The sequence below is a fragment of the Streptomyces sp. NPDC002690 genome (assembly GCF_053592415.1).
In genome coordinates this window covers 17,333-36,896 of sequence record NZ_JBSFVR010000035.1, presented here as the reverse complement: position 1 = coordinate 36,896, position 19,564 = coordinate 17,333, and the positions used below count along the sequence as shown (strand labels likewise).

13 protein-coding genes are annotated in these 19,564 nt (G+C 73.5%); 1 reads left to right on the top strand and 12 read right to left on the bottom strand.

What is annotated here, in order from left to right:
• Positions 1–114 precede the first annotated feature (114 nt).
• The 6 genes from ACWD3D_RS07755 to ACWD3D_RS07730 all read right to left on the bottom strand — a co-directional run bounded on the left by ACWD3D_RS07755 (position 115) and on the right by ACWD3D_RS07730 (position 8,893).
• Positions 115–2,469 (bottom strand): xanthine dehydrogenase family protein molybdopterin-binding subunit, encoded by a 2,355-nt coding sequence (locus ACWD3D_RS07755; RefSeq protein ID WP_451460015.1) that lies wholly within the window; start codon positions 2,467–2,469, stop codon positions 115–117.
• Between the two features lie 160 nt (positions 2,470–2,629).
• The gene (locus ACWD3D_RS07750; RefSeq protein ID WP_451460014.1) at positions 2,630–4,789 is read right to left on the bottom strand and encodes a 2Fe-2S iron-sulfur cluster-binding protein; all 2,160 of its coding nucleotides are present in this window, start codon (positions 4,787–4,789) and stop codon (positions 2,630–2,632) included.
• Positions 4,786–5,682, bottom strand: coding sequence for an FAD binding domain-containing protein (locus tag ACWD3D_RS07745; RefSeq protein WP_386889566.1), 897 nt, complete (start codon positions 5,680–5,682; stop codon positions 4,786–4,788). Before ACWD3D_RS07745 ends, ACWD3D_RS07750 begins: the two co-directional genes overlap by 4 nt.
• A gap of 425 nt (positions 5,683–6,107) precedes the next feature.
• Positions 6,108–7,796, bottom strand: coding sequence for a beta-N-acetylhexosaminidase (locus tag ACWD3D_RS07740; protein ID WP_451460013.1), 1,689 nt, complete (start codon positions 7,794–7,796; stop codon positions 6,108–6,110).
• A gap of 218 nt (positions 7,797–8,014) precedes the next feature.
• On the bottom strand, positions 8,015–8,302 hold the full coding sequence (locus tag ACWD3D_RS07735) for a DUF3039 domain-containing protein (RefSeq protein WP_328721419.1): 288 nt from the start codon (positions 8,300–8,302) through the stop codon (positions 8,015–8,017).
• Between the two features lie 30 nt (positions 8,303–8,332).
• On the bottom strand, positions 8,333–8,893 hold the full coding sequence (locus ACWD3D_RS07730) for a YqgE/AlgH family protein (RefSeq protein ID WP_387373087.1): 561 nt from the start codon (positions 8,891–8,893) through the stop codon (positions 8,333–8,335).
• A gap of 270 nt (positions 8,894–9,163) precedes the next feature.
• Here ACWD3D_RS07730 and murA point away from each other — a divergent pair, with 270 nt between their 5' ends.
• Entirely contained in the window at positions 9,164–10,504 is a 1,341-nt protein-coding gene (murA, locus tag ACWD3D_RS07725; protein ID WP_451460012.1) for a UDP-N-acetylglucosamine 1-carboxyvinyltransferase, read from the top strand.
• A 360-nt stretch (positions 10,505–10,864) separates the two neighbouring features.
• Here the strand turns inward: murA and ACWD3D_RS07720 are convergent, their stop codons facing one another.
• From ACWD3D_RS07720 to ACWD3D_RS07695, 6 genes are all read right to left on the bottom strand, one after another.
• A complete protein-coding gene (locus ACWD3D_RS07720) occupies positions 10,865–11,146 on the bottom strand; it encodes an HU family DNA-binding protein (RefSeq protein ID WP_451460011.1) in 282 nt (93 codons plus the stop codon).
• A 413-nt stretch (positions 11,147–11,559) separates the two neighbouring features.
• The gene (locus tag ACWD3D_RS07715) at positions 11,560–12,996 is read right to left on the bottom strand and encodes a malic enzyme-like NAD(P)-binding protein (RefSeq protein WP_451460010.1); all 1,437 of its coding nucleotides are present in this window, start codon (positions 12,994–12,996) and stop codon (positions 11,560–11,562) included.
• A 473-nt stretch (positions 12,997–13,469) separates the two neighbouring features.
• Complete coding sequence (locus tag ACWD3D_RS07710; protein WP_451460009.1) at positions 13,470–15,881, bottom strand: HelD family protein; 2,412 nt, start codon at positions 15,879–15,881, stop codon at positions 13,470–13,472.
• Positions 15,882–16,068: 187 nt separating this feature from the next.
• Positions 16,069–16,620 carry a GNAT family N-acetyltransferase gene (locus tag ACWD3D_RS07705; protein WP_451460008.1) on the bottom strand — a complete coding sequence of 184 codons (552 nt, stop codon included), beginning with the start codon at positions 16,618–16,620 and terminating at the stop codon, positions 16,069–16,071.
• Between the two features lie 146 nt (positions 16,621–16,766).
• The gene (locus tag ACWD3D_RS07700) at positions 16,767–17,909 is read right to left on the bottom strand and encodes a uroporphyrinogen-III synthase (RefSeq protein ID WP_451460007.1); all 1,143 of its coding nucleotides are present in this window, start codon (positions 17,907–17,909) and stop codon (positions 16,767–16,769) included.
• 165 nt (positions 17,910–18,074) lie between these two features.
• Entirely contained in the window at positions 18,075–19,406 is a 1,332-nt protein-coding gene (locus ACWD3D_RS07695; protein WP_451460006.1) for a nitrate/nitrite transporter, read from the bottom strand.
• Positions 19,407–19,564 lie beyond the last annotated feature (158 nt).

The window sequence follows — 19,564 nt, the reverse complement described above, 5'->3', positions numbered from 1 at the left end:
CCCACGGCGGCCGCCGCCCCCTGGGGGCGGGGACGCCCGCTACCGGGTGTGCGGGCCCGGCCCCCGGGCCGGGCCCCACGCCGGAGCGCGGGGACCGGCCGCGGTCGTGGACCCTCAGCCCTTCGGGGCCGCCGCCACCGCCGCCTGGGGGCGGACCGGGAGCCGGTTGATCGGGCGGCCGGTCGCGGCGCGGACCGCGGCGGCCACCGCCGCCGGGGAGGTGACCACGGGGACCGCCGAGACGGGCTTGGCACCGAAGGGGGCGACCACGTCGCGCTCCTCGACCAGTTTCACGATGCGGATGTCCGGGGCGTCCAGGGCGGTCGGCAGCGCGTACCCGGTGAGGTCGGGGTGGCGGACCAGGCCCTTGGCGGTCCGGAGGTTCTCGGTGAGCGCGGCGCCGATGCCCTGGGTGACGCCCGCCTCGATGCGGGCGGCGAGCTGCGCCGGGTTGAGGGCCCGGCCGACGTCCTGGGCGACGGCCATCTCGACGACCCGGACCGAGCCGAGCTCGATGTCGACGTCGACCACCGCGCGGACCGCGCAGAACGCGAGCCCGACGAAGGCGTCGCCCTGGCCGGACTCGTCCAGCGGCTCGGTGGGGTGCGGGCGGCACTGGGCGGTCGCCCAGAGTTCCTTGCCGTCCAGCGCCTCGGCGACCGTGGTGGACAGCACCCCGTCGTACGAGGTGATCTTGCCGTCGGCGATCTGGAGCAGCTCCACGGACATGCCGAACTTGTGGGCCAGCGGCTGGAGCAGCTGGGTGCGCACCATCTTCGCGGCGCGTTCCACGGCCCCGCCGGAGACCCAGGTGTGCCGGCCGTGGGTGGCCGGTCCGGCGGGCGGCTGGTCGGTGTCGACGGCGCCGACGTGGACCTCGTCGATGCCGAGGGTCTCCTGCACGATCTGGCGGGCGAGGGTGGTGAAGCCCTGGCCGGTCTCGACCGCCGCGCAGAGCACGGTGGCGATGCCGTCGTGGACGCGCACGGTGGCGGTGGAGACCTCGTCGGTGCCCTCCGCCCCCAGCATGTGGACCATGCCCAGCGCGTACCCGACACCCCGGCGTACGGCTCCGGGCTCGCCGGCGCCCTCCGGGCCGCCGGGCAGCAGCCACTCCTCCTCGGGGGTGTCCTTCGGCAGCACGGGAAGCGGGAAGTCCCGTACGGCTTCGAGGAGTTCGGCCACCGGGGCGGGGCAGGTGACGGTCTGGCCGGTCGGCAGGAGGTCGCCGGTGGACAGGGCGTTGCGGAGCCGGATCTCGGCGGGTTCGATGCCCAGCCTGGCCGCCAGCTTGTCCATCTGGCCCTCGTACGCGGCGCACACCTGCATCGCGCCTTCACCCCGGACGTGTCCGGAGGGCGGGTTGTTCGTGCGGACGGCCCAGCCTTCGATGAAGGCGTGCGGGACGACGTACGGCCCGCAGGCGAACGCGACCGCCGCCGCGAGGGATTCGGAGGACGCGTCGGCGTACGCCCCGGCATCCAGCAGGATTTGGGCCTCCACCTTCACCAACCGGCCCTCCGCGTCCGCGTGGTGACGGTAGCGCAGCAGCGTCGGGTGGCGGTGGGCGTGACCGAGGAAGGACTCCTCGCGGGTCGCGGCGAGCTTCACCGGGCAGCCGGTGCGCAGCGCGAGCAGGCCCAGCGGGATCTGGAAGCCGGGATCCTCGCGGTCGCCGGTGGCGCCCGGGACGCCGGTCACCACCACCCGTACCCGGTCGGGCTCCAGGCCGAAGCAGGCGGCGGCGAGGTCGCGGTCGGTGTGCGGGTCGGTGGAGGCGGTGTACAGCTCGACGCCGCCGTCCGGCCGGGGCACGGCGAGTCCGGCCTCGGCGCCGATGGGCGCCGGGTCCTGGCGGCCGATGCGGTAGAGGCCGTCCACGACGATCTCGCCGGTGACGTCCGGGTCCCCGTAGCGGAGCGGGATGTGGCGGACGAGGTTGCCGTCGGGGTGCAGCGGTTCGGCCTCGAACGCCTTCTCCGGGTCGGTGACCGGCTCCAGGACCTCGTACTCGACGGCGATGGCGGCGGCGGCGAGGCGCGCGGTGTCCGGGTGGTCGGCGGCGACGGCGGCGATGGCCTCGCCGTGGTGGCGCACCAGGTCGGAGGCGAAGACCGGGCGGTCCACGACCTGACGGCCGTAGAGGGTCTCGCCGGGGATGTCCTGGTGGGTGACGACCGCGCGCACGCCGGGCATCTCGGTGGCGGCCGTGGTGTCTACGGACACGATCCGGGCGTGCGGGTGCGGCGATCTGAGCACGGCCGCCCAGAGCAGCCCCTCGGCCCAGAGGTCCGCGGCGTACGGGAAGGTGCCCTCGGTCTTGGCGCGGGCGTCGGCGGCCGGCAGCGAGGCGCCGAGTCCGTGCGCGGGCGCCTCGGGAACGGGGGTGCCGGAAGGACCGGACGCGCTGTCGGTCCGGGGCAGGGTGGTGCTGGTCGCGTTGGCCGCGGTGGCCGCGTCGCTGGTCACGCCGCCTCCTTGTCGTTCGCTCCGCCGCGGCGGCGGCAGGGGGTGCCGGTGACGTGAACCTGAGGGGTGGCGTCGTGGTGACGCCGGCGCGCCGGGCGCGCGTCGGTCGAGGTGGACGCGCGAAGACCGGTACGGACGGACGGGGAGGGGGCGGCGGGGCTCACCGCGCGTCTCCCTGGTGCGGCGGGCCCTGGACGCCACCGGCGCCGGGGGGCGCCTGGTGCGGGATGCGCGCCTCGGCGGCGTCCGGGGCGGGGGACGCGGCGGCGGCCTCGGCGCTCGCGGCGCGGGACGCCACGACGTCGCGTACCGCGTCGAGCACGCCCCGGTAACCGGAACAGCGGCACAGGTTGCCACACAGCGCCTGACGCGTCTGGAGCTCGCTGGGGGCGTGGTTGCCCTCCAGCAGGTCGTGGACGGTCATGGCCATGCCGGGGATGCAGAAACCGCACTGGACGGCTCCGCACGCGGCGAGCGCGCGCTGCACGTCGGAGGGTTCGCCGTCGACGGCGAGTCCTTCGACCGTCCGGACCTCGCTGCCGGCGGTGGTGGCCGCAGGGACGAGGCAGGAGGCGACGAGGCGACCGTCGACCTGGACGTTGCAGGCACCGCATTCGCCCTGCGAGCAGCCGTCCTTGGCGCCGGCCAGGCCGAGCCGCTCACGGAGCACGTAGAGCAGTGACTCGCCGATCCAGGCGTCGGCGACGGGGCGGTCGACGCCGTTGACGTGCAGGACGTACGAGGCGCTGGGATGCTCGCTCGGCAGCGGTACGACGGCCTCCGGCGCGAGCGGGGCCCCCTCTGCGGCGAAACCCTCGGGCGCGAAGGTCTCGGGCGCGAAGCTCTCGGGCGCGAACTCCTCGTGCGTCGACTCGGTCGGTACGGACTCGGTCGGTACGGACTCGGTCGGTACGGACTCGGTCGGTACGGGCTCGGTCGGTACGGGCTCGGTCGGCGCCGACTCGACCGGTGCCGACTCGACCGTGTCGGCCGGGACTTCGCCCTCCCCGAGGACCGGGTCCGCCGGGTCCGCCGGGCCTGCGAGGTCCGCCGAGTCCGGGGAGTCGAGCGCGTCGGGGGCGGCCTCCGCGTCCGGCGCGTGTACGGGCTCGTCCTCGGCCGCCGAGGGTTCGGCGGTGGCCCCTACGAGGTCGTCACCGGCGCCACCCGGCTGCGCGTCGGGCAGTTCGGCCGGGGGGACGTCCTGCGGGTCCGCGGCCGGGGCGGGCTCCGGTGCGGACTCCGGCTCCGCCTCCCGCTCGGCTTCCGCCCGCGGTTCCGGTTCCGGTACGACGAATTCCTGGGTCGCCCAGGGCGCGGGGGCACCGCCGGGGAGGGTGGCCGGCGGGGTGGCACCGGTGTACCACTGGTTGAGGGCCGGGGATGCGGCAAACTCCCCGGACTCGTCCGGCAGGTCCCCGTCGGCGACCGGGATCGTCCACTGGCCGGTGTGCCCGACGGGGTCGCCGTGGCCGGAGAGATCCATGTGCCCGGTGTGGTCCGTGTGCCCGCTGTGGTCCTGGAACCCGGACGCGTCCAGGTGGCCGGTGTGGTCCGTGTGCCCTGCGTGGTCCGTGTGCCCGGCGTGATCAGCGTGCCCGGCGTGGTCCTGGAACCCGGAGGTGTCCAGGTGGCCGGTGTGGCCGGTGTGGCCGGCGTGGTCCGGGTGGGTCTGCCGGCCGAGGCCGTCACCGGCGCCGCGGGCACCCGGCTCGCCGTCGTAGGGCGGCTCGTAGGCCCCCGGCGCGGTGTACGGCGGGTATCCCTCGTGGGCCGGGGCCGCCTCGTAGCCGGAGCCGGAGTCCGACCCGTACACCGAGGTGTCGGGTCCGTACCCTCCCGGACCGGCCTGGTGGACGCCGGTGTCCTGGCCGTGGCCGGTCCCGTCCGTCGCGCCGGTTCCGTCGAAGCCCTCGGTGAAGTTCCACTGCGCGGTGTGGTGCGCGCCCGACTGCTCGTACGGGGCGTACGGGCTCTGCTGGTTCGGGTCCGGCCAATGCACCGCGCCGGGCGTGCCGGAGCCCTCGGAGCCGTACCGGGAGGGCTGCTCGTCCGGCTGGGACCGTGCGTTCCAGCCGCCGCCGGCGGCCGGATCGTGACCGGCGGCGGGCGTCAGCGGCAGGATCATCGGCGGTACGTAACCGTGGCCGGGAGCCGCGAGCGGGGCGTCGGCCAGGTCTTCCGGCGGCAGTTGGACGAAGGCCGTCGCGTCCGCGTCGTACTCGCCGCTCTGGCGCGTCGGCTGCCAGGACCCGTAGCGCGGCTCAGGGTCGTACTCCCCCTGCTGTCCGTGCTGTTGGGGGTTGTTCTCGTTGCTCACGACAGTGCCCTCCCCAGCGCGCGCCGGGCCAGCGCGGCGACGGTGCGCCGCAGATGCAGAACGGCGGGTGGCAGCGGTGGCGGTGCCTCCCCCTCGGCCGACGGTACCTGGTCCGGGATGCAGGCCGCGGCGACGTACTCGCCGAAGGCGGCCAGGGCGTCGGGGGCCAGGCCCCGTGCGCCGTCCCAGTCGATGAGCGAGGCGATCCACTGCTCGGCCTCCAGCGGGCGCAGCGGCATCGGCGCGATGGCGCCGACCGCGCACCGCACCCCGCGGCGGGCCGGGTCGAGGACGATCGCGACGGAGGCCATGGCCCGGCCCGGTCCGGTGCGGCCGGTGGCTTTGAGGAACACCTGCGGGGCGTGCAGCAGCGGGACCCGGACGAAGGCGATCAGTTCAGCGGGTTCGAGCAGTTCACGGCCTGCGAGCAGGTAGGAGACCGGCATCTCGCGGCGGCGTCCGCCGGGGCCGGCGATGACCAGCTCGGCCTCCAGGGCGGCCAGCACGGGCAGGGTGTCGCCGCTCGGTGCGGCGCTCGCGATGTTGCCTCCGAGGGTGCCCGCGTTGCGGATCTGCGGCGGGCCCGCGGCGCGGGCGGAGGCGGCGAGCGCGGGGATCAGGGCCGCGAAGTCGGGGCGGCCCATGCGGGCGTGGGTGAGGCCGGCGCCGAGGAGGGCGTGGCCGTCCTGGTAGTTCCAGCCACGCAGCTCGCTGATGCGGCCGAGTCCGACGAGTCCCGAGGGGCGCAGCAGACCCTGGTTGACGGCCGCCATGAGGTCCGTGCCACCGGCCACCGGAACCGCGGCGGGCATGGCGCCGAGGGCTGCCACAGCCTCGTCGATCGATGCAGGCATTGTCACCGACTGCGTCGCCTGCGGTGCGTGCGTGGTCAACCCAGCTGCCCCTTCCCGGTGTCCAGGCCCTCCGGCCCGTTCCGCCGTACGGTACGTGCTCACAGCCCGGACGTGGCAACTCTGGCACATCTTCCGGCAGGTCCGGCGCGAGGGTCCACGAAGGTTGTATCCGTCACCGAAAGGACCGAAAATCCTGGTTCGTACTACTTCGGTACGGGGTGTGAATGGCCACTCCACGGCGCGTCGCCGAGAGCCGCGCGCGGGGTCGCGGAGAGCCGTTCGTCCCTGACGGCACGTGGTGCGGGGCGGTCCGGGCACCTGAACGGGCTCCGGACCGAACGCAAAGTTTCGGCCAACTCGCGCACCGCCAGGGTCGCCCCCCGAAACGGCCTCCCGGCCCTCACGGGCGGCCGGCCCGCCCCTCGATTCCGCCCGGCCGGGGGCAAATTCGGGGGCGGGCGGAATCACACGACCGGGGGTGCGCCCTCAAGGGGGTGGCCGCCGATTCCGGGGCGGCGCTGCCACGGCAGCGGGCCGCCCGGCGGACGGTACTCGACGCCCAGCGCGTCCAGCCGGGCGTAGTGCGCCTCCAGGCGGGCGGTGAAGGAGGCGAAGTCGCGTGCGGCCGGGGCGGGCAGCTCGGACCAGGCGACCTCGGCGAGGGCGGCCAGGCGCGGGTAGACCTGGTAGTCGACGCGGGCGCGGTTGTGCATGACCTCGGTCCAGGCGTTGCCCTGGGTGCCAAGGACGTGCCGGGCGGCCTCCTCGGAGAGGCCCGGCGGCACCGGGTCGAAGCGGTAGACGTCCTCCAGGGTCCGGACGTACCCGATGGGGATCGGTTCGTCCGGACCGCCGTCCTGCCGGTAGTCGAGGTAGACCTGCTGCACCGGGCACATCACCACGTCGTGGCCCGCCTCGGCGGCGGCGATGCCGCCCGCGTACCCGCGCCAGGAGGAGACGGCCGCGCCCTCGGCGAGGCCGCCCTCCAGGATCTCGTCCCATCCGATGAGCCGGCGGCCCCGGGCGGTGAGCCAGCGGTCGAAGTGGCGGATGAACCAGGACTGGAGGCCGTCCTCGTCGCCGACGCCGAGTTCCGCGATCCGGGCCTGCGCGGCGGGGGACGCCTTCCACTCGTCCTTGGGGCACTCGTCGCCGCCGACGTGCACGAAGGGCGAGACCTCGGCGGGGAACAGTTCCAGGATCTCCTCGAACACGCCCTCGTAGAACCGCAGCACGGCCTCGGTGGGGGCGAGTACGTGGGTGCTGACGCCCCAGCGGTCCCAGGGCGTGAGGGCGGCGGTGTCGGTGACGTCGGTGTTCCCGAGCTCCGGGTACGCGGCGATGGCGGCCTGCGAGTGGCCGGGGATCTCGATCTCGGGGACGACCCGGATGTGCCGCTCGGCGGCGTACGCGACGATCTCGCGGATGTCGTCCTGGGTGTAGAAGCCGCCGTACGGGGTCTCGTCCCAGAGCTCGGAGGAGCGGTGGCCGTACTTGGTACGCGACCGCCAGGCACCCCGCTCCGTGAGGCGCGGGTACCGCTTGATCTCGACGCGCCAGCCCTGGTCGTCGGTGAGGTGGAAGTGGAAGACGTTCAGCTTGTGCGCGGCCAGCAGGTCGAGGTGGCGCAGCACGTCGTCCTTGGGCGTGAAGTGGCGGGCGACGTCGAGCATGAAGCCGCGCCAGGCGAAGCGCGGGGCGTCCTCGATCTCGACGGCCGGGACGGCGGTCCGGGCGTCGGGGGCGACCGGGGCGCGGCGGAAGGCCCCGGGGCCGAGGAGCTGACGGAGCGTCTGGGCACCGAGGAAGACTCCGGCGGGGCCGCCGCCCGTGATGCGTACGCCGGTGGTGGCCCCGGCCGTCAGCCGGTAGCCCTCGGGCTCCAGGCCGGGGTCGGTCAGCAGCTCGATCGCGCCCGGCCCGCCGGCCGGTCCCGGTGCGAGCGGGAGGCCGAAGGCCGCACCGAGCGTGGACCGCAGCCAGCGCTCGGTGGAGCCGGTGCCGGGTCCGGCGGCCAGGGTGGTGGTCGCGTCCAGGACGAACGGGGCGTCGTCGCCGGTGCGGGCGCGGGCGGGCGCCGGTACGAGGCCGAGGGCCGTGACCGTGCCGGCCGGCTCCTGGGCCCCTGCCGGGCTGAGTGTGTCCGTGTACATGGGGCGCATCCTTCATCACACCGGCCGGAAACGGAACCAATGGTCCGGACCAGGAGACGGCGAGAAGGACGGGCGCGGGGAACGGGCACGGCGGCCGGGCGCGGGCGACCGACCGGCGGGCACGGCTGGTCCCCGTGTCCGGTGGGACACGGGGACCGTTGCTCCCGGGGCCGGGGAAAACCCGGCTCCTCGACGAGGGGGGAAAGGACCGCCCGCGGCTACTTCTTGTCGTTGCCGCCCTTGTCCTTGCCGCCGCCGGCGCCCATGGACTCGTAGATCTCCTTGCACATCGGACAGACCGGGTACTTCTTGGGGTCGCGCCCCGGTACCCAGACCTTCCCGCACAGGGCGACCACGGGCGTGCCCTCCAGGGCGCTCGCCATGATCTTGTCCTTCTGAACGTAATGGGCGTAGCGCTCGTGGTCGCCGTCGCCGTTCGACACCTGCGGTGTCGGCTCTACGAGGGTCCCCGTACCTGCCCCGCGCTCGGGCTCAAGAGTGCTCATGAGCGCCAAGGGTACTGAAGAGCGCGGCCGTCAGTTCAGCGAAGGGTCGTCGGGATACGTGGCGATCATGGCCAGTTCGCTGCGCTGGCGCCGCAGGACCGCGCGCCAGAGTTTCTCCGGCTGCGGGGATGCGACGTCGCCGGGCTCCGAATCGACCACGTACCAGGCGCCCTCCTCCAGCTCGGTCTCCAGCTGGCCGGGGCCCCAGCCCGCGTATCCGGCGAAGATCCGCAGCGAGCCGAGGGCCGCCGCGAGGAGTTGCGGCGGGGCCTCCAGATCGACCAGGCCGATCGCGCCGTGCACCCGGCGCCAGCCGAGCGGGCCCTCGTCGCCGGGGATGACGGCCACCCCGAGCGCGGAGTCCAGCGACACCGGGCCGCCCTGGAAGACGACGTCGGGCGCGCCCGAGAGGCCGGCCCAGGGTTCGAGGATGTCGCCGACCTCCACCGGGGTGGGGCGGTTGAGGATCACGCCGAGGGAGCCCTCCTCGTCGTGGTCGAGGAGGAGCACCACCGCACGGTCGAAGTTCGGGTCCGCGAGAGCGGGCGTGGCCACCAGAAGCCGGCCTGTGAGGGAGGACACCTCGGTCATGGGGAAATGATCCCGCATCCCGGGCCCGCGCGGGGGCCAAAGGGCCGTTGCGCACCCACGCCCGGGGCCATGGCTCGGGCGCGCGGGAGCACGGGGAGCGCACGTCCCCGGAGGCCGCGGAGCGGTGACGCTGCGCGAGGGGCGGCGCGCGGAGCGTGTCACGACGAATTCCTCGCACCGGTACACGCCGCATCGCCTGCCGGGCGGAGGGTAGGAGGCCATTACCCTTTTCATCGGCCCCCTGCCCGACCACTCCGGAACGCGAGATTCATGACCGGCACAGACGATGTCCTGCTTGTCCACGGCGGCACCCCGCTGGAGGGCGAAATCCGCGTCCGAGGCGCCAAGAACCTGGTGCCCAAGGCCATGGTCGCCGCTCTGCTCGGCAGCGGTCCCAGCAGGCTGCGCAACGTTCCCGACATCCGTGACGTGCGGGTCGTCCGGGGTCTGCTGCAGCTGCACGGCGTGACGGTGCGCCCGGGTGAGGAGCCGGGCGAACTGGTCCTGGACCCGACGCACGTCGAGAGCGCCAATGTCGCCGACATCGACGCGCACGCGGGTTCGTCCCGCATCCCGATCCTCTTCTGCGGTCCGCTGCTCCACCGCCTCGGCCACGCCTTCATCCCCGGTCTCGGCGGCTGCGACATCGGCGGCCGGCCCATCGACTTCCACTTCGACGTGCTGCGCCGCTTCGGCGCGACGATCGAGAAGCGGGCGGACGGGCAGTACCTGGAGGCCCCGCAGCGGCTGCGCGGCACGAAGATCCGGCTGCCGTACCCCTCGGTGGGCTCCACCGAGCAGGTGCTGTTGACGGCGGTGCTCGCCGAGGGCGTCACCGAGCTCTCCAACGCGGCCGTGGAGCCGGAGATCGAGGACCTCATCTGCGTGCTGCAGAAGATGGGCGCGATCATCTCCATGGACACCGACCGGACCATCCGGATCACCGGTGTCGACAAGCTCGACGGGTACACCCACCGGGCGATCCCGGACCGCCTGGAGGCGGCTTCCTGGGCTTCGGCGGCGCTGGCGACCGGGGGCAACATCTACGTGCGCGGCGCCCAGCAGCGTTCGATGATGACCTTCCTCAACACCTTCCGCAGGGTCGGCGGCGCCTTCGAGATCGACGACGAGGGCATCCGTTTCTGGCACCCGGGCGGCCCGCTCAACGCCATCGCGCTGGAGACGGACGTCCACCCGGGCTTCCAGACCGACTGGCAGCAGCCGCTGGTGGTGGCGCTGACGCAGGCGACCGGCCTGTCCATCGTCCACGAGACGGTGTACGAGTCCCGGCTCGGCTTCACCTCGGCGCTCAACCAGATGGGCGCGCACATCCAGCTGTACCGCGAGTGCCTGGGCGGTTCCGACTGCCGCTTCGGTCAGCGCAACTTCCTGCACTCCGCGGTCGTCTCCGGCCCGACGAAGCTCCAGGGCGCGGATCTGGTCATCCCCGACCTGCGCGGCGGCTTCTCGTACCTGATCGCGGCGCTGGCGGCCGAGGGCACCTCGCGGGTCCACGGCATCGACCTGATCAACCGGGGCTACGAGAACTTCATGGAGAAGCTCGAAAAGCTCGGCGCCAAGGTCGAGCTGCCCGGCGGCGCGCTGGTCTGACCTGCCCCACGGTCGCGTCCACGGTCGCGTCCGGCCGAGAAGCCCGCCGCCCCGGCCCGCATCGCGCGGGACCGGGGCGGCGGGCTTCTCGCGTGTGTGCCGTGCGGCCCGCCGGGCACTGGGCCCGAAGACGTGGGCCCACACACGTGGGCCGTACACGCAACCCGGTCCCGGGAACGCCCCAGACGGCCGCTGTGCCGCACGGGAGCCCCTGGCCGACCTCGGGGTCCGGCAGGGGGGCCGCAGGCCCGTACGGGCGAGCCTGGGCGGCTTCAGCCCACTCACGCGAGCAGGCTGGAGGCATATGCCGGAGGGCGGCCACCCTGGTCCGGGTGACCGCCCTCCGACGCGCCTGTGGACTTACTTGCCCTTGGCGGCTTCCTTGAGCTTGGAGCCCGCGGAGACCTTCACGCTGTAGCCGGCCGGGATGTTGATCGGCTCGCCGGTCTGCGGGTTACGAGCGGTGCGAGCGGCACGGTGGGTGCGCTCGAAGGTCAGGAAGCCGGGGATGGTGACCTTCTCGTCGCCCTTGGCGACGATCTCACCGACGGTCTCGGCGAGCGCGGCCAGCACGGCGTCGGCGTCCTTGCGGGTCACCTCGGCACGGTCGGCCAGGGCGGCCACCAGCTCACTGCGGTTCATGTTGTTACTCCCGTGTTCTTCTTGCCTGTGAGGCGTGAGATCGAAGCCGATGCTGCCAGGGCCCTCTGACAGTCCCCGGACCCGGGTCTGATGTCAGACCCTCGCGCCCGATTACGCATCCTGCCCCCACCTGCGGCGGGAAAGCCAATCCGGAACCCTCCGGTGTCACACGGAAAGCGTCACGGTCCGTCGATGGTCACGTTCCGTCGACTTCCTGGAGCGGTGCGCAGCGGATGCCGGGCCCCGAGCGCTGATCGGTCGTGTACCCGCTGCCCGCCACCCTAAAGGCGCGTTTGGGACACGGCGACCCGCGACGCGCCGTACGGCGCATCGCGGGAGAAGCGCGGCCCGCGCACGGAACCCGGGCCCGGGCGCCGCGCGTGGGCCGCTCTGTCGTACGGGTGAGCTCCGGGTCAGAGCTGTCCGGCGGGGGCGGCGTCGGCGCCCCCGGCCGCCTTGGCGGCGGCGCGCACGGCACCGGCGACGGCACCGGCCACCTTGTCGTTGAAGACGGACGGGATGATGTAGTTCGCGTTCAGCTCGTCCTCGGCGACGACGTCGGCGAGGGCACCGGCGGCGGCGAGCATCATCTCGGTGTTGACGGTGCGCGACTGGGCGTCGAGCAGGCCGCGGAAGACGCCCGGGAAGACCAGCACGTTGTTGATCTGGTTCGGGAAGTCGGAACGGCCGGTCGCGACGACCGCAGCCGTCTCGCGGGCGATCGTCGGGTCCACCTCGGGGTCCGGGTTGGCCAGTGCGAAGACGATCGCGCCGTCCGCCATGGCGGCCACGTCGTCGCCGTCCAGGACGTTGGGGGCCGAGACGCCGATGAAGACGTCCGCGCCGACGACGGCCTCCTTGAGGGTGCCGGTGACGCCTTCCGGGTTGGTGTTGTCGGCGATCCAGCGCAACGGCGAGTCGGGCTGGGCGGCGACCAGGTCCTCACGGCCCGCGTGCACCACTCCGTGGATGTCGGCGACGACCGCGTGCTTGACGCCCGCGGCGATGAGGAGCTTCAGGATGGCCGTACCGGCGGCTCCGGCGCCGGACATGACGACCCGTACGTCGCCGATGGCCTTGCCGACCACGCGCAGCGCGTTGGTGAGGGAGGCGAGCACGACGATGGCGGTGCCGTGCTGGTCGTCGTGGAAGACGGGGATGTCGAGGGCCTCGCGCAGCCGGGCCTCGATCTCGAAGCAGCGCGGCGCGGAGATGTCCTCCAGGTTGATGCCCGCGAAGCCGGGGGCGATGGCCTTGACGATCTCGACGATGGCGTCGGAGTCCTGGGTGTCCAGGCAGATCGGCCAGGCGTCGATGCCGGCGAAACGCTTGAAGAGGGCGGCCTTGCCCTCCATGACCGGGAGCGCGGCCATCGGGCCGATGTTGCCGAGGCCGAGGACGGCGGAGCCGTCGGTGACGACCGCGACGGAGTTGCGCTTGATGGTGAGGCGGCGCGCGTCCTCGGGGTTCTCGGCGATCGCCATGCAGACGCGGGCCACACCGGGGGTGTAGATCATCGAGAGGTCGTCACGGTTGCGGATGGGGTGCTTGGACGCCATCTCGATCTTGCCGCCGAGGTGCATCAGGAAGGTGCGGTCCGAGACCTTGCCGAGCAGGACGCCGTCGATGGCGCGCAGGCCCTCCACGATCTCCTCGGCGTGCGCGGTGGAGGACGCCGCGATCGTGACGTCGATCCGCAGCTTCTCGTGGCCGGAGGCGGTCACGTCGAGGCCGGTCACCGAGCCGCCGGAGGACTCCACGGCCGTGGTGAGCTGGGAGACCGCGGTGCCGCTCGCGGGCACCTCCAGCCGGACCGTCATCGAGTACGAGACGCTGGGCGCCGTTGCCATGGCCGTGTCCTTAACTTCCTGAGCTTCATTGCTTAGACGGCGGGGCCGGCCCCGCACGCGTCCACGATCGTCGCACCTACTGGCGAGTAGCCGGTAACCACTGCCGCAGTACGAAAGATCACTTCCGAGATGCGAGAGACAGTGCGGCGGGGTGCGGGACCGTGCCCGTCAAGCAGAACAGGCCCGCACCACCGTGAGGTGACGCGGGCCTGTCCATGACGTGAGCGGCACCGACCCGCCATGCTCGCCTCGCGGCAAGAGGTCGCTCGTAGCGACGAAGGTTGGGCCCGGGGGCTTGGATCGAGCCGGTGCCGACACCAGGCTAACAAACACCCGTGAGAAGTGATTCCCCCGCAGCGGGTTGACTCTCGCCGTTCACGTCCCGGCGGGTGCTCCCGGGGCCGTACGGGCCCCTGCGGCGGCCCGGTCACCGGGCCGCCGCAGGGCGGAAAACCCTTGCGGCGAGCGGCCCGTCAGTCGCGCAGCAGGTCCGGCACCCCGTCCCCGTCGGGCAGGTCGGCGGCGGCCGAGATCACCGTCAGCTGCTGCGTCGCCCGGGTGAGGGCCACGTACAGGACGCGCAGTCCGGCGGGGGACTCGTCGGCGATCTCCGCCGGGGAGACCACCACCGTGGCGTCGTACTCGAGCCCCTTGGCCTCCAGGCTGCCGAGCGCCACCACGCGCTCCCCCAGCTCGGACAGCCACGCGCGGGCCTGGACGCGACGGTTCATCGCCACGACCACGCCGACGGTGCCGTCGACCTGGCCGAGCAGCCGGCGCGCCTCCTCGCGGACGCGGTCGGCGAGCTCCTGGTCGCCCACGGTCGCGAAACGCGGCTCGATGCCCGTGGAACGGACGGCGGACGGCGACTCCATGCCGGGCATGGCGAGCGCCAGCACCTTCGCCGCCAGCTCGGCGATCTCCGCCGGGTTGCGGTAGTTCACGGTGAGCGTGAAGCGGCGGCGGGGACGGTTGCCGAGCGCCTCGTCACGCGCGGCGGCGGCCTCGTCCGGGTCCGACCAGGAGGACTGCGCCGGGTCACCGACGATGGTCCAGGTGGCGTGCCGGCCCCGGCGCCCGACCATCCGCCACTGCATGGGCGTCAGGTCCTGCGCCTCGTCGACGATGACGTGCGCGTACTCGGTGCGCTCCTCCGCCAGGCGTTCGGCCCGCTCGCGGCGGGTCTCCTCGCGCTGCGGCATCAGCTCCTCGAGCCCGGAGAGCTGGTCGAGCGGGTCCAGGTCGCGCTTCTTGCGCGGCCGCGCCGGTGCGCCGAGCAGGGCCTGGAGCTCGTCCAGGAGCGCCACGTCGTGCACGGAGAGGGGGCCCTTGCCGTCCGCGCCCAGGCGCTTGAGGGAGCGCGAGAGGCGGCGCACCTCGCCCTGGTTGAGGACGCGGCGGGACCAGCGGGCCAGCCGCTTCTCGTCCGCCATCGCGGCGAGCACCCCGCGCGGGGTCAGCTCCGGCCACCAGGCGTCCAGGAATTCGAGGAACGGGGTCTCGGTGGAGACGTCGTCGTCGAAGGAGGAGCGGAGTTCGGCGGCCAGCTCGGGGTCGGTGTAGCGGCCCCGGCCGGACGACTTGCTCCAGAGCGCGTCGAGCAGCAATTTGCGGGCGCGCGGGCGCAGCAGGTTGACGGGGGCGGAGCCGCCCAGCGCGTTGTGGCGGATGCGCTGGAGCTCGTCGGCCTCCAGCTCGACGCGGGCGCCGAAGGCGACGACGCGCAGCCGGGTCGGGGTCGCGGATCTCGCGCCGCCGGGTGCGGCGCCGGCCGCGGGCTCCGACTCGCCGAAGGAGAGCTGGCCGTCCTCGCGGGGCGCCGACGCGGGCGCGGTGCGCGGGGCGGGCTGGTCCAGGGCGCCCCGGGATGCCTTGCGCAGGACCTGGAGCATCCGGGAGGAGCCCTTGATGCGGGCCACGGCGGGCTCGTCGTAGGTGGTGGCGCCCTCGACGCCGGCCGCCTCGTCGGAGAGGGAGCCGACCGCGCGGATGGCGACCTGGCCCTCCTCGCCGAGGGAGGGCAGCACGCCCTCGGTGTAGGCGACGAGCAGCGGGGTCGGCGAGACGATCAGGATGCCGCCCGCGTACCGCCGCCGGTCCTGGTAGAGGAGGTAGGCGGCGCGGTGCAGGGCCACGGCGGTCTTGCCGGTGCCGGGGCCGCCGGTGACCTCGGTGACGGAGGCGGCGGGGGCGCGGATGACGAGGTCCTGCTCGGCCTGGATGGACGAGACGATGTCCCGCATGGTGTGGCTGCGGGCCTGGCCCAGCGCGGCCATCAGGGCGCCGTCGCCGATGACGGGCAGCTTCTCGCCGTCCAGGTACGCCGTCAGCTCGGGGCGCATGAGGTCGTCCTCGACGCCGAGGACGCGGCGGCCCCGGGAGCGGATGACGCGGCGGCGCACCACGCGCCCGGGTTCCTTGGGGGTGGAGCGGTAGAACGGCGCGGCGGCCGGGGCACGCCAGTCGATCACCAGCGGCGAGTAGTCGGCCGCCAGTACGCCGATCCGGCCGATGTGCAGCGTCTCGGCGATGTCCGCCGTGTCGTCGGGGCGTACGGCCTCGTCGGCGGGCTCGACCGAGGTGAAGGCGCCGTCGGGTCCGCGCTCGCCGTCCTTGCCGAGGAGCAGGTCGACGCGGCCGAAGAGGAAGTCCTCGAACTCGTTGTGCAGCCGGTTGAGGTGAATGCCCGCCCGGAACACCTGGGCGTCCCGTTCGGCGAGGGCGCCGGGGGTACCGACCTGGCCTCGCTTGACGGCGTCGTGCATGAGGAATTGAGCCTCGTCGATCTTCTCTTCGAGGCGGTCGTAGACCCGGTCCAGATGATCCTGTTCGACACCGATCTCGCGGTCCCGCAGAGAATCGACAGCGGCATCCTGCGCGGCCACCGAGGCCCCTTTCTGACGTGCGTTGGGCAGCCGTCAACCGTACGCGACGGGGGGCCCGTGCGCATCAGGCGGGGCGCCCCGATCGTGTACCGGGACCCGGTCGGACGCGGGGGCGTGTTTCGAAGATCCCGCCTGCCCGGCCTCCGGGCGGACGGCGCCGCTTCCGAAACACGGCCCCCGGCTTCCGTCAGAGCTTCGGGGGCTCGTCGTTCAGGATGCGCTGGAAGAGCCGGTGGTCGCGCCATTCCCCGTCGATGTAGAGGAACTTGGGAGCCAGACCGAACTCCTCGAAGCCGCACTTTTCGAGCACCCGCCGCGAGGCGGTGTTGTACAGCAGGATGCCGGCCTCGACCCGGTGCAGCCCGAGGTCGTCGGCGGCCAGCTCGCAGATCCGGCGGACCGCCGCGGTGGCGATGCCCCGGCCGGCCTGATCGACGGCGACCCAGTAGCCGAAGACCGCGCTGCGGAAGGCGCCGAGGGCCACCCCGGAGAGGGTGAAGGAGCCGACCGCCCGGTCCTCCTCGTCGACGGCGACCCAGGCGTACCCTCCGGCGGCGAGGTGGCCGGCGAGGCGTTCGGCCTGGCCCTCGGGGGTGTAGAAGGAGTCGGGGCGCACCGGCTCGAAGGGGGCCATGTACGTACGGCTGCGCAGCAGCGCGTCGGCGAGCGCGGGGGCGTCCGAGGCGGCGGCGGGGCGCAGGTATCTGCCGGCGGAGAGCGGGTACGGGGCGTCGGTCATCCCGGCACGCTACCTCCGGCCCTCGGACGCGCTCCGGGCGCCCCGGCCCTCGTACGCGCCCCGGCCCTCGTGCGCGCTCCGGGGTCCGCGGGCGCGCTCCGGGGTCCGCGGGCGCTCCGGGCGCCCGTACCGGGCGAGGCCCGGGTTCAGTCGCCGTACTTGGTGTCCGCCACCGGGTCCAGGGCCAGCCGGTAGCCGCGTTTGACCACCGTCTGGATCAGGCGGGGCGAGCCGAGGGCGGAGCGCAGCCGGGCCATCGCGGTCTCCACGGCGTGCTCGTCGGAGCCGCTGCCGGGCAGCGCCCGCAGCAGGTCGGCGCGGGAGACCACCCAGCCGGGGCGGCGGGTCAGCGCGTGCAGCAGGGCCATCCCGGCGGGGGGCACCGGGCGCAGCGCCCCGTCGACGAGTGCCGCGTGGCCGCGCACGGTGATCTGGTGGCCGGCGACCGGCAGGGTGCGGGAGCGGGTGGGGAGCTGGGCGCAGAGGAGCTGGACGAGCGGGCCGAGGCGGAAGCGTTCGGGCTGGACGGTCTCGATGCCGCGGGCCTGGAGCGGCAGCGCGGTGACCGGGCCGACGCAGGCGACCAGCAGGTCGTCGTGGAGGGCGCCGAGCACCTCGGGGGCCATGCCGCGGGTCTGGGCGCGGTCGAGGAAGGAGGCGGCGGCGGGTGCGCTGGTGAAGGTGATCGCGTCGAGGCCGCGGGCGGCGGTGAGGTCGAGCATCCGGTCGAGCGGGGCGATGTCCTGCGGCGGCATCCAGCGGTAGACGGGCAGGTCGATGACCTCGGCGCCGGCGGCCCGCAGGCTCTCGGCGAACCCGGGGAGCGGTTCGCCGTGCAGCTGGAGGGCGACGCGGCGGCCTTCCACGCCCTCGTCGAGGAGCTTTTCCAGCACCTCGGCCATGGACTCGGAGGCGGCCGACCAGGATTCGGTGAGTCCGGCCGCCCGGATGGCGCCCTTCACCTTGGGTCCGCGCGCCAGGAGTTCGACGCCGCGCAGCCGGTCCAGCAGCTGTTCGCCGATGCCCCAGCCGTCCGCCGCCTCGACCCAGCCCCGGAAGCCGATGGCGGTGGTGGCGATCACGACGTCGGGGGCCTGGGCGATCAGTTCCTCGGTGGCGGCGAGCAGTTCCCTGTCGTCCGCGAGCTGCACGATCCGCAGGGCGGGGGCTTGGACGACCTGGGCTCCGCGGCGCTGGAGCAGCGTGCCGAGCTCCGTGGCCCGCCGTGCCGCGGTCACTCCGACCGTGAAGCCCGCGAGGGGGCCGTGTGTGGCTTCGTCTTCCTGCATGGCGTGATCTACCCGGCTCTCGTTCCCGCGGTCGCTGCCGCTGTGCGGTGGACCGAGACTGCCAACCCCGCGTGACAGGCTCGGTTCCCCCGTATTTCCCGCCCGTTACGTCCTTCGACGCCTGGTGTCCGCCCCGCGGGGCCGTCGGCGGCCCGTCGGGCGCGCTCAGACCTCCGCGAAGCCGAGCGGTGCCTGGGCGGGCGCGGTCACCGGACGGCGAAGGTATACCGCCCAGGTGAGGGCCGAGCACACCGCGTAGAAGGCGAGGAAGGACCAGAAGGCGGCCGTTCCGGTGCCGGAGGTCTGGAAGGACTGCCGGAACGCCAGGTTGATGGCGAGGCCGCCGATGGCGCCCACCGCGCCGATGAGGCCCATGGCCGCCCCGGAGAGCCGCCGTCCCTCGGCCGCAGCGGCGTCGCCGCGCAGGCCGCGGCTGACGGCCTTGGCGTGGAAGATGCCGGGGATCATCTTGAACGTCGAGCCGTTGCCGAGGCCGGACAGGACGAACAGGGCGATGAAGCCGACGAGGAAGACCGGCAGCGACTCGGCGTCGGAGGCGTACACGACGACTCCGGTGGCCGCCGCCATGGCCGCGAAGTTCCACAGGGTGATGCGGGCGCCGCCGTGGCGGTCGGCGAGCCGGCCGCCGAGGGGGCGGATCAGCGAGCCGAGCAGCGGGCCGATGAAGGTGAGCGAGGCGGCCTGGAGCGGGGTGCGGCCGAACTGTGTCTGGAGGACCAGGCCGAAGGCGAAGCTGAAGCCGATGAAGGAGCCGAAGGTGCCGACGTAGAGGACGGCCATGATCCAGGTGTGGGCCTCGCGCACCGCCTGCTTGGCGGCCCCGGTGTCGTTGCGTACGGGCGTGAGGTTGTCCATGTACCGGGCGGCGCAGAGCGCGGCGAGGACGATGAGCGGGACGTACACGCCGAGGACGATCCGGGGGTGGGTGGCGCCGGCGGTGCCGATGACCAGCAGGCCGATGAGCTGCACGACGGGGACGCCGATGTTGCCGCCGCCCGCGTTGAGGCCGAGCGCCCAGCCCTTCTCGCGCAGCGGGAAGAAGGCGTTGATGTTGGTCATGGAGGAGGCGAAGTTGCCGCCGCCGATGCCGGCGAGGGCCGCGACGGCCACGAAGGTGCCGTACGAGGTGCCGGGTTCCATCACCGCGAACGCGACGGCGGTCGGCACCAGCAGCGAAAGGGCGCTGAACACCGTCCAGTTGCGGCCCCCGAACCGGGCCACGGCGAAGGTGTACGGGACGCGGACGAGCGCTCCGACCAGCGTGGCGGTGGAGATCAGGAAGAACTTGCCCGCAGGGTCGATCCCGTACTCCGGGCCCATGAAGAGGACCATCACGGACCAGAGGGACCAGACGGAGAACCCGATGTGCTCGGAGAGGACGGAGAACCAGAGGTTCCGGCGGGCCACCGGGCGGCCCTTCTCCTGCCAGAAGGTCTCGTCCTCCGGGTCCCAGTGCTCGATCCAACGGCCAGCCATCACGCGCCTCCACGGGGGGTCGGGGTGTTGTCTCCGACGCTAGGGAAGGCGGGTTACCGTGCCGTGCCCCGAGGTGACCGGTGCGCAACCTTGCTCTCACCGGGCCGGGTGCGGCCCGGTGAGAACGACGTCACGTGCGGGAGCGCTCCGGGTACGGA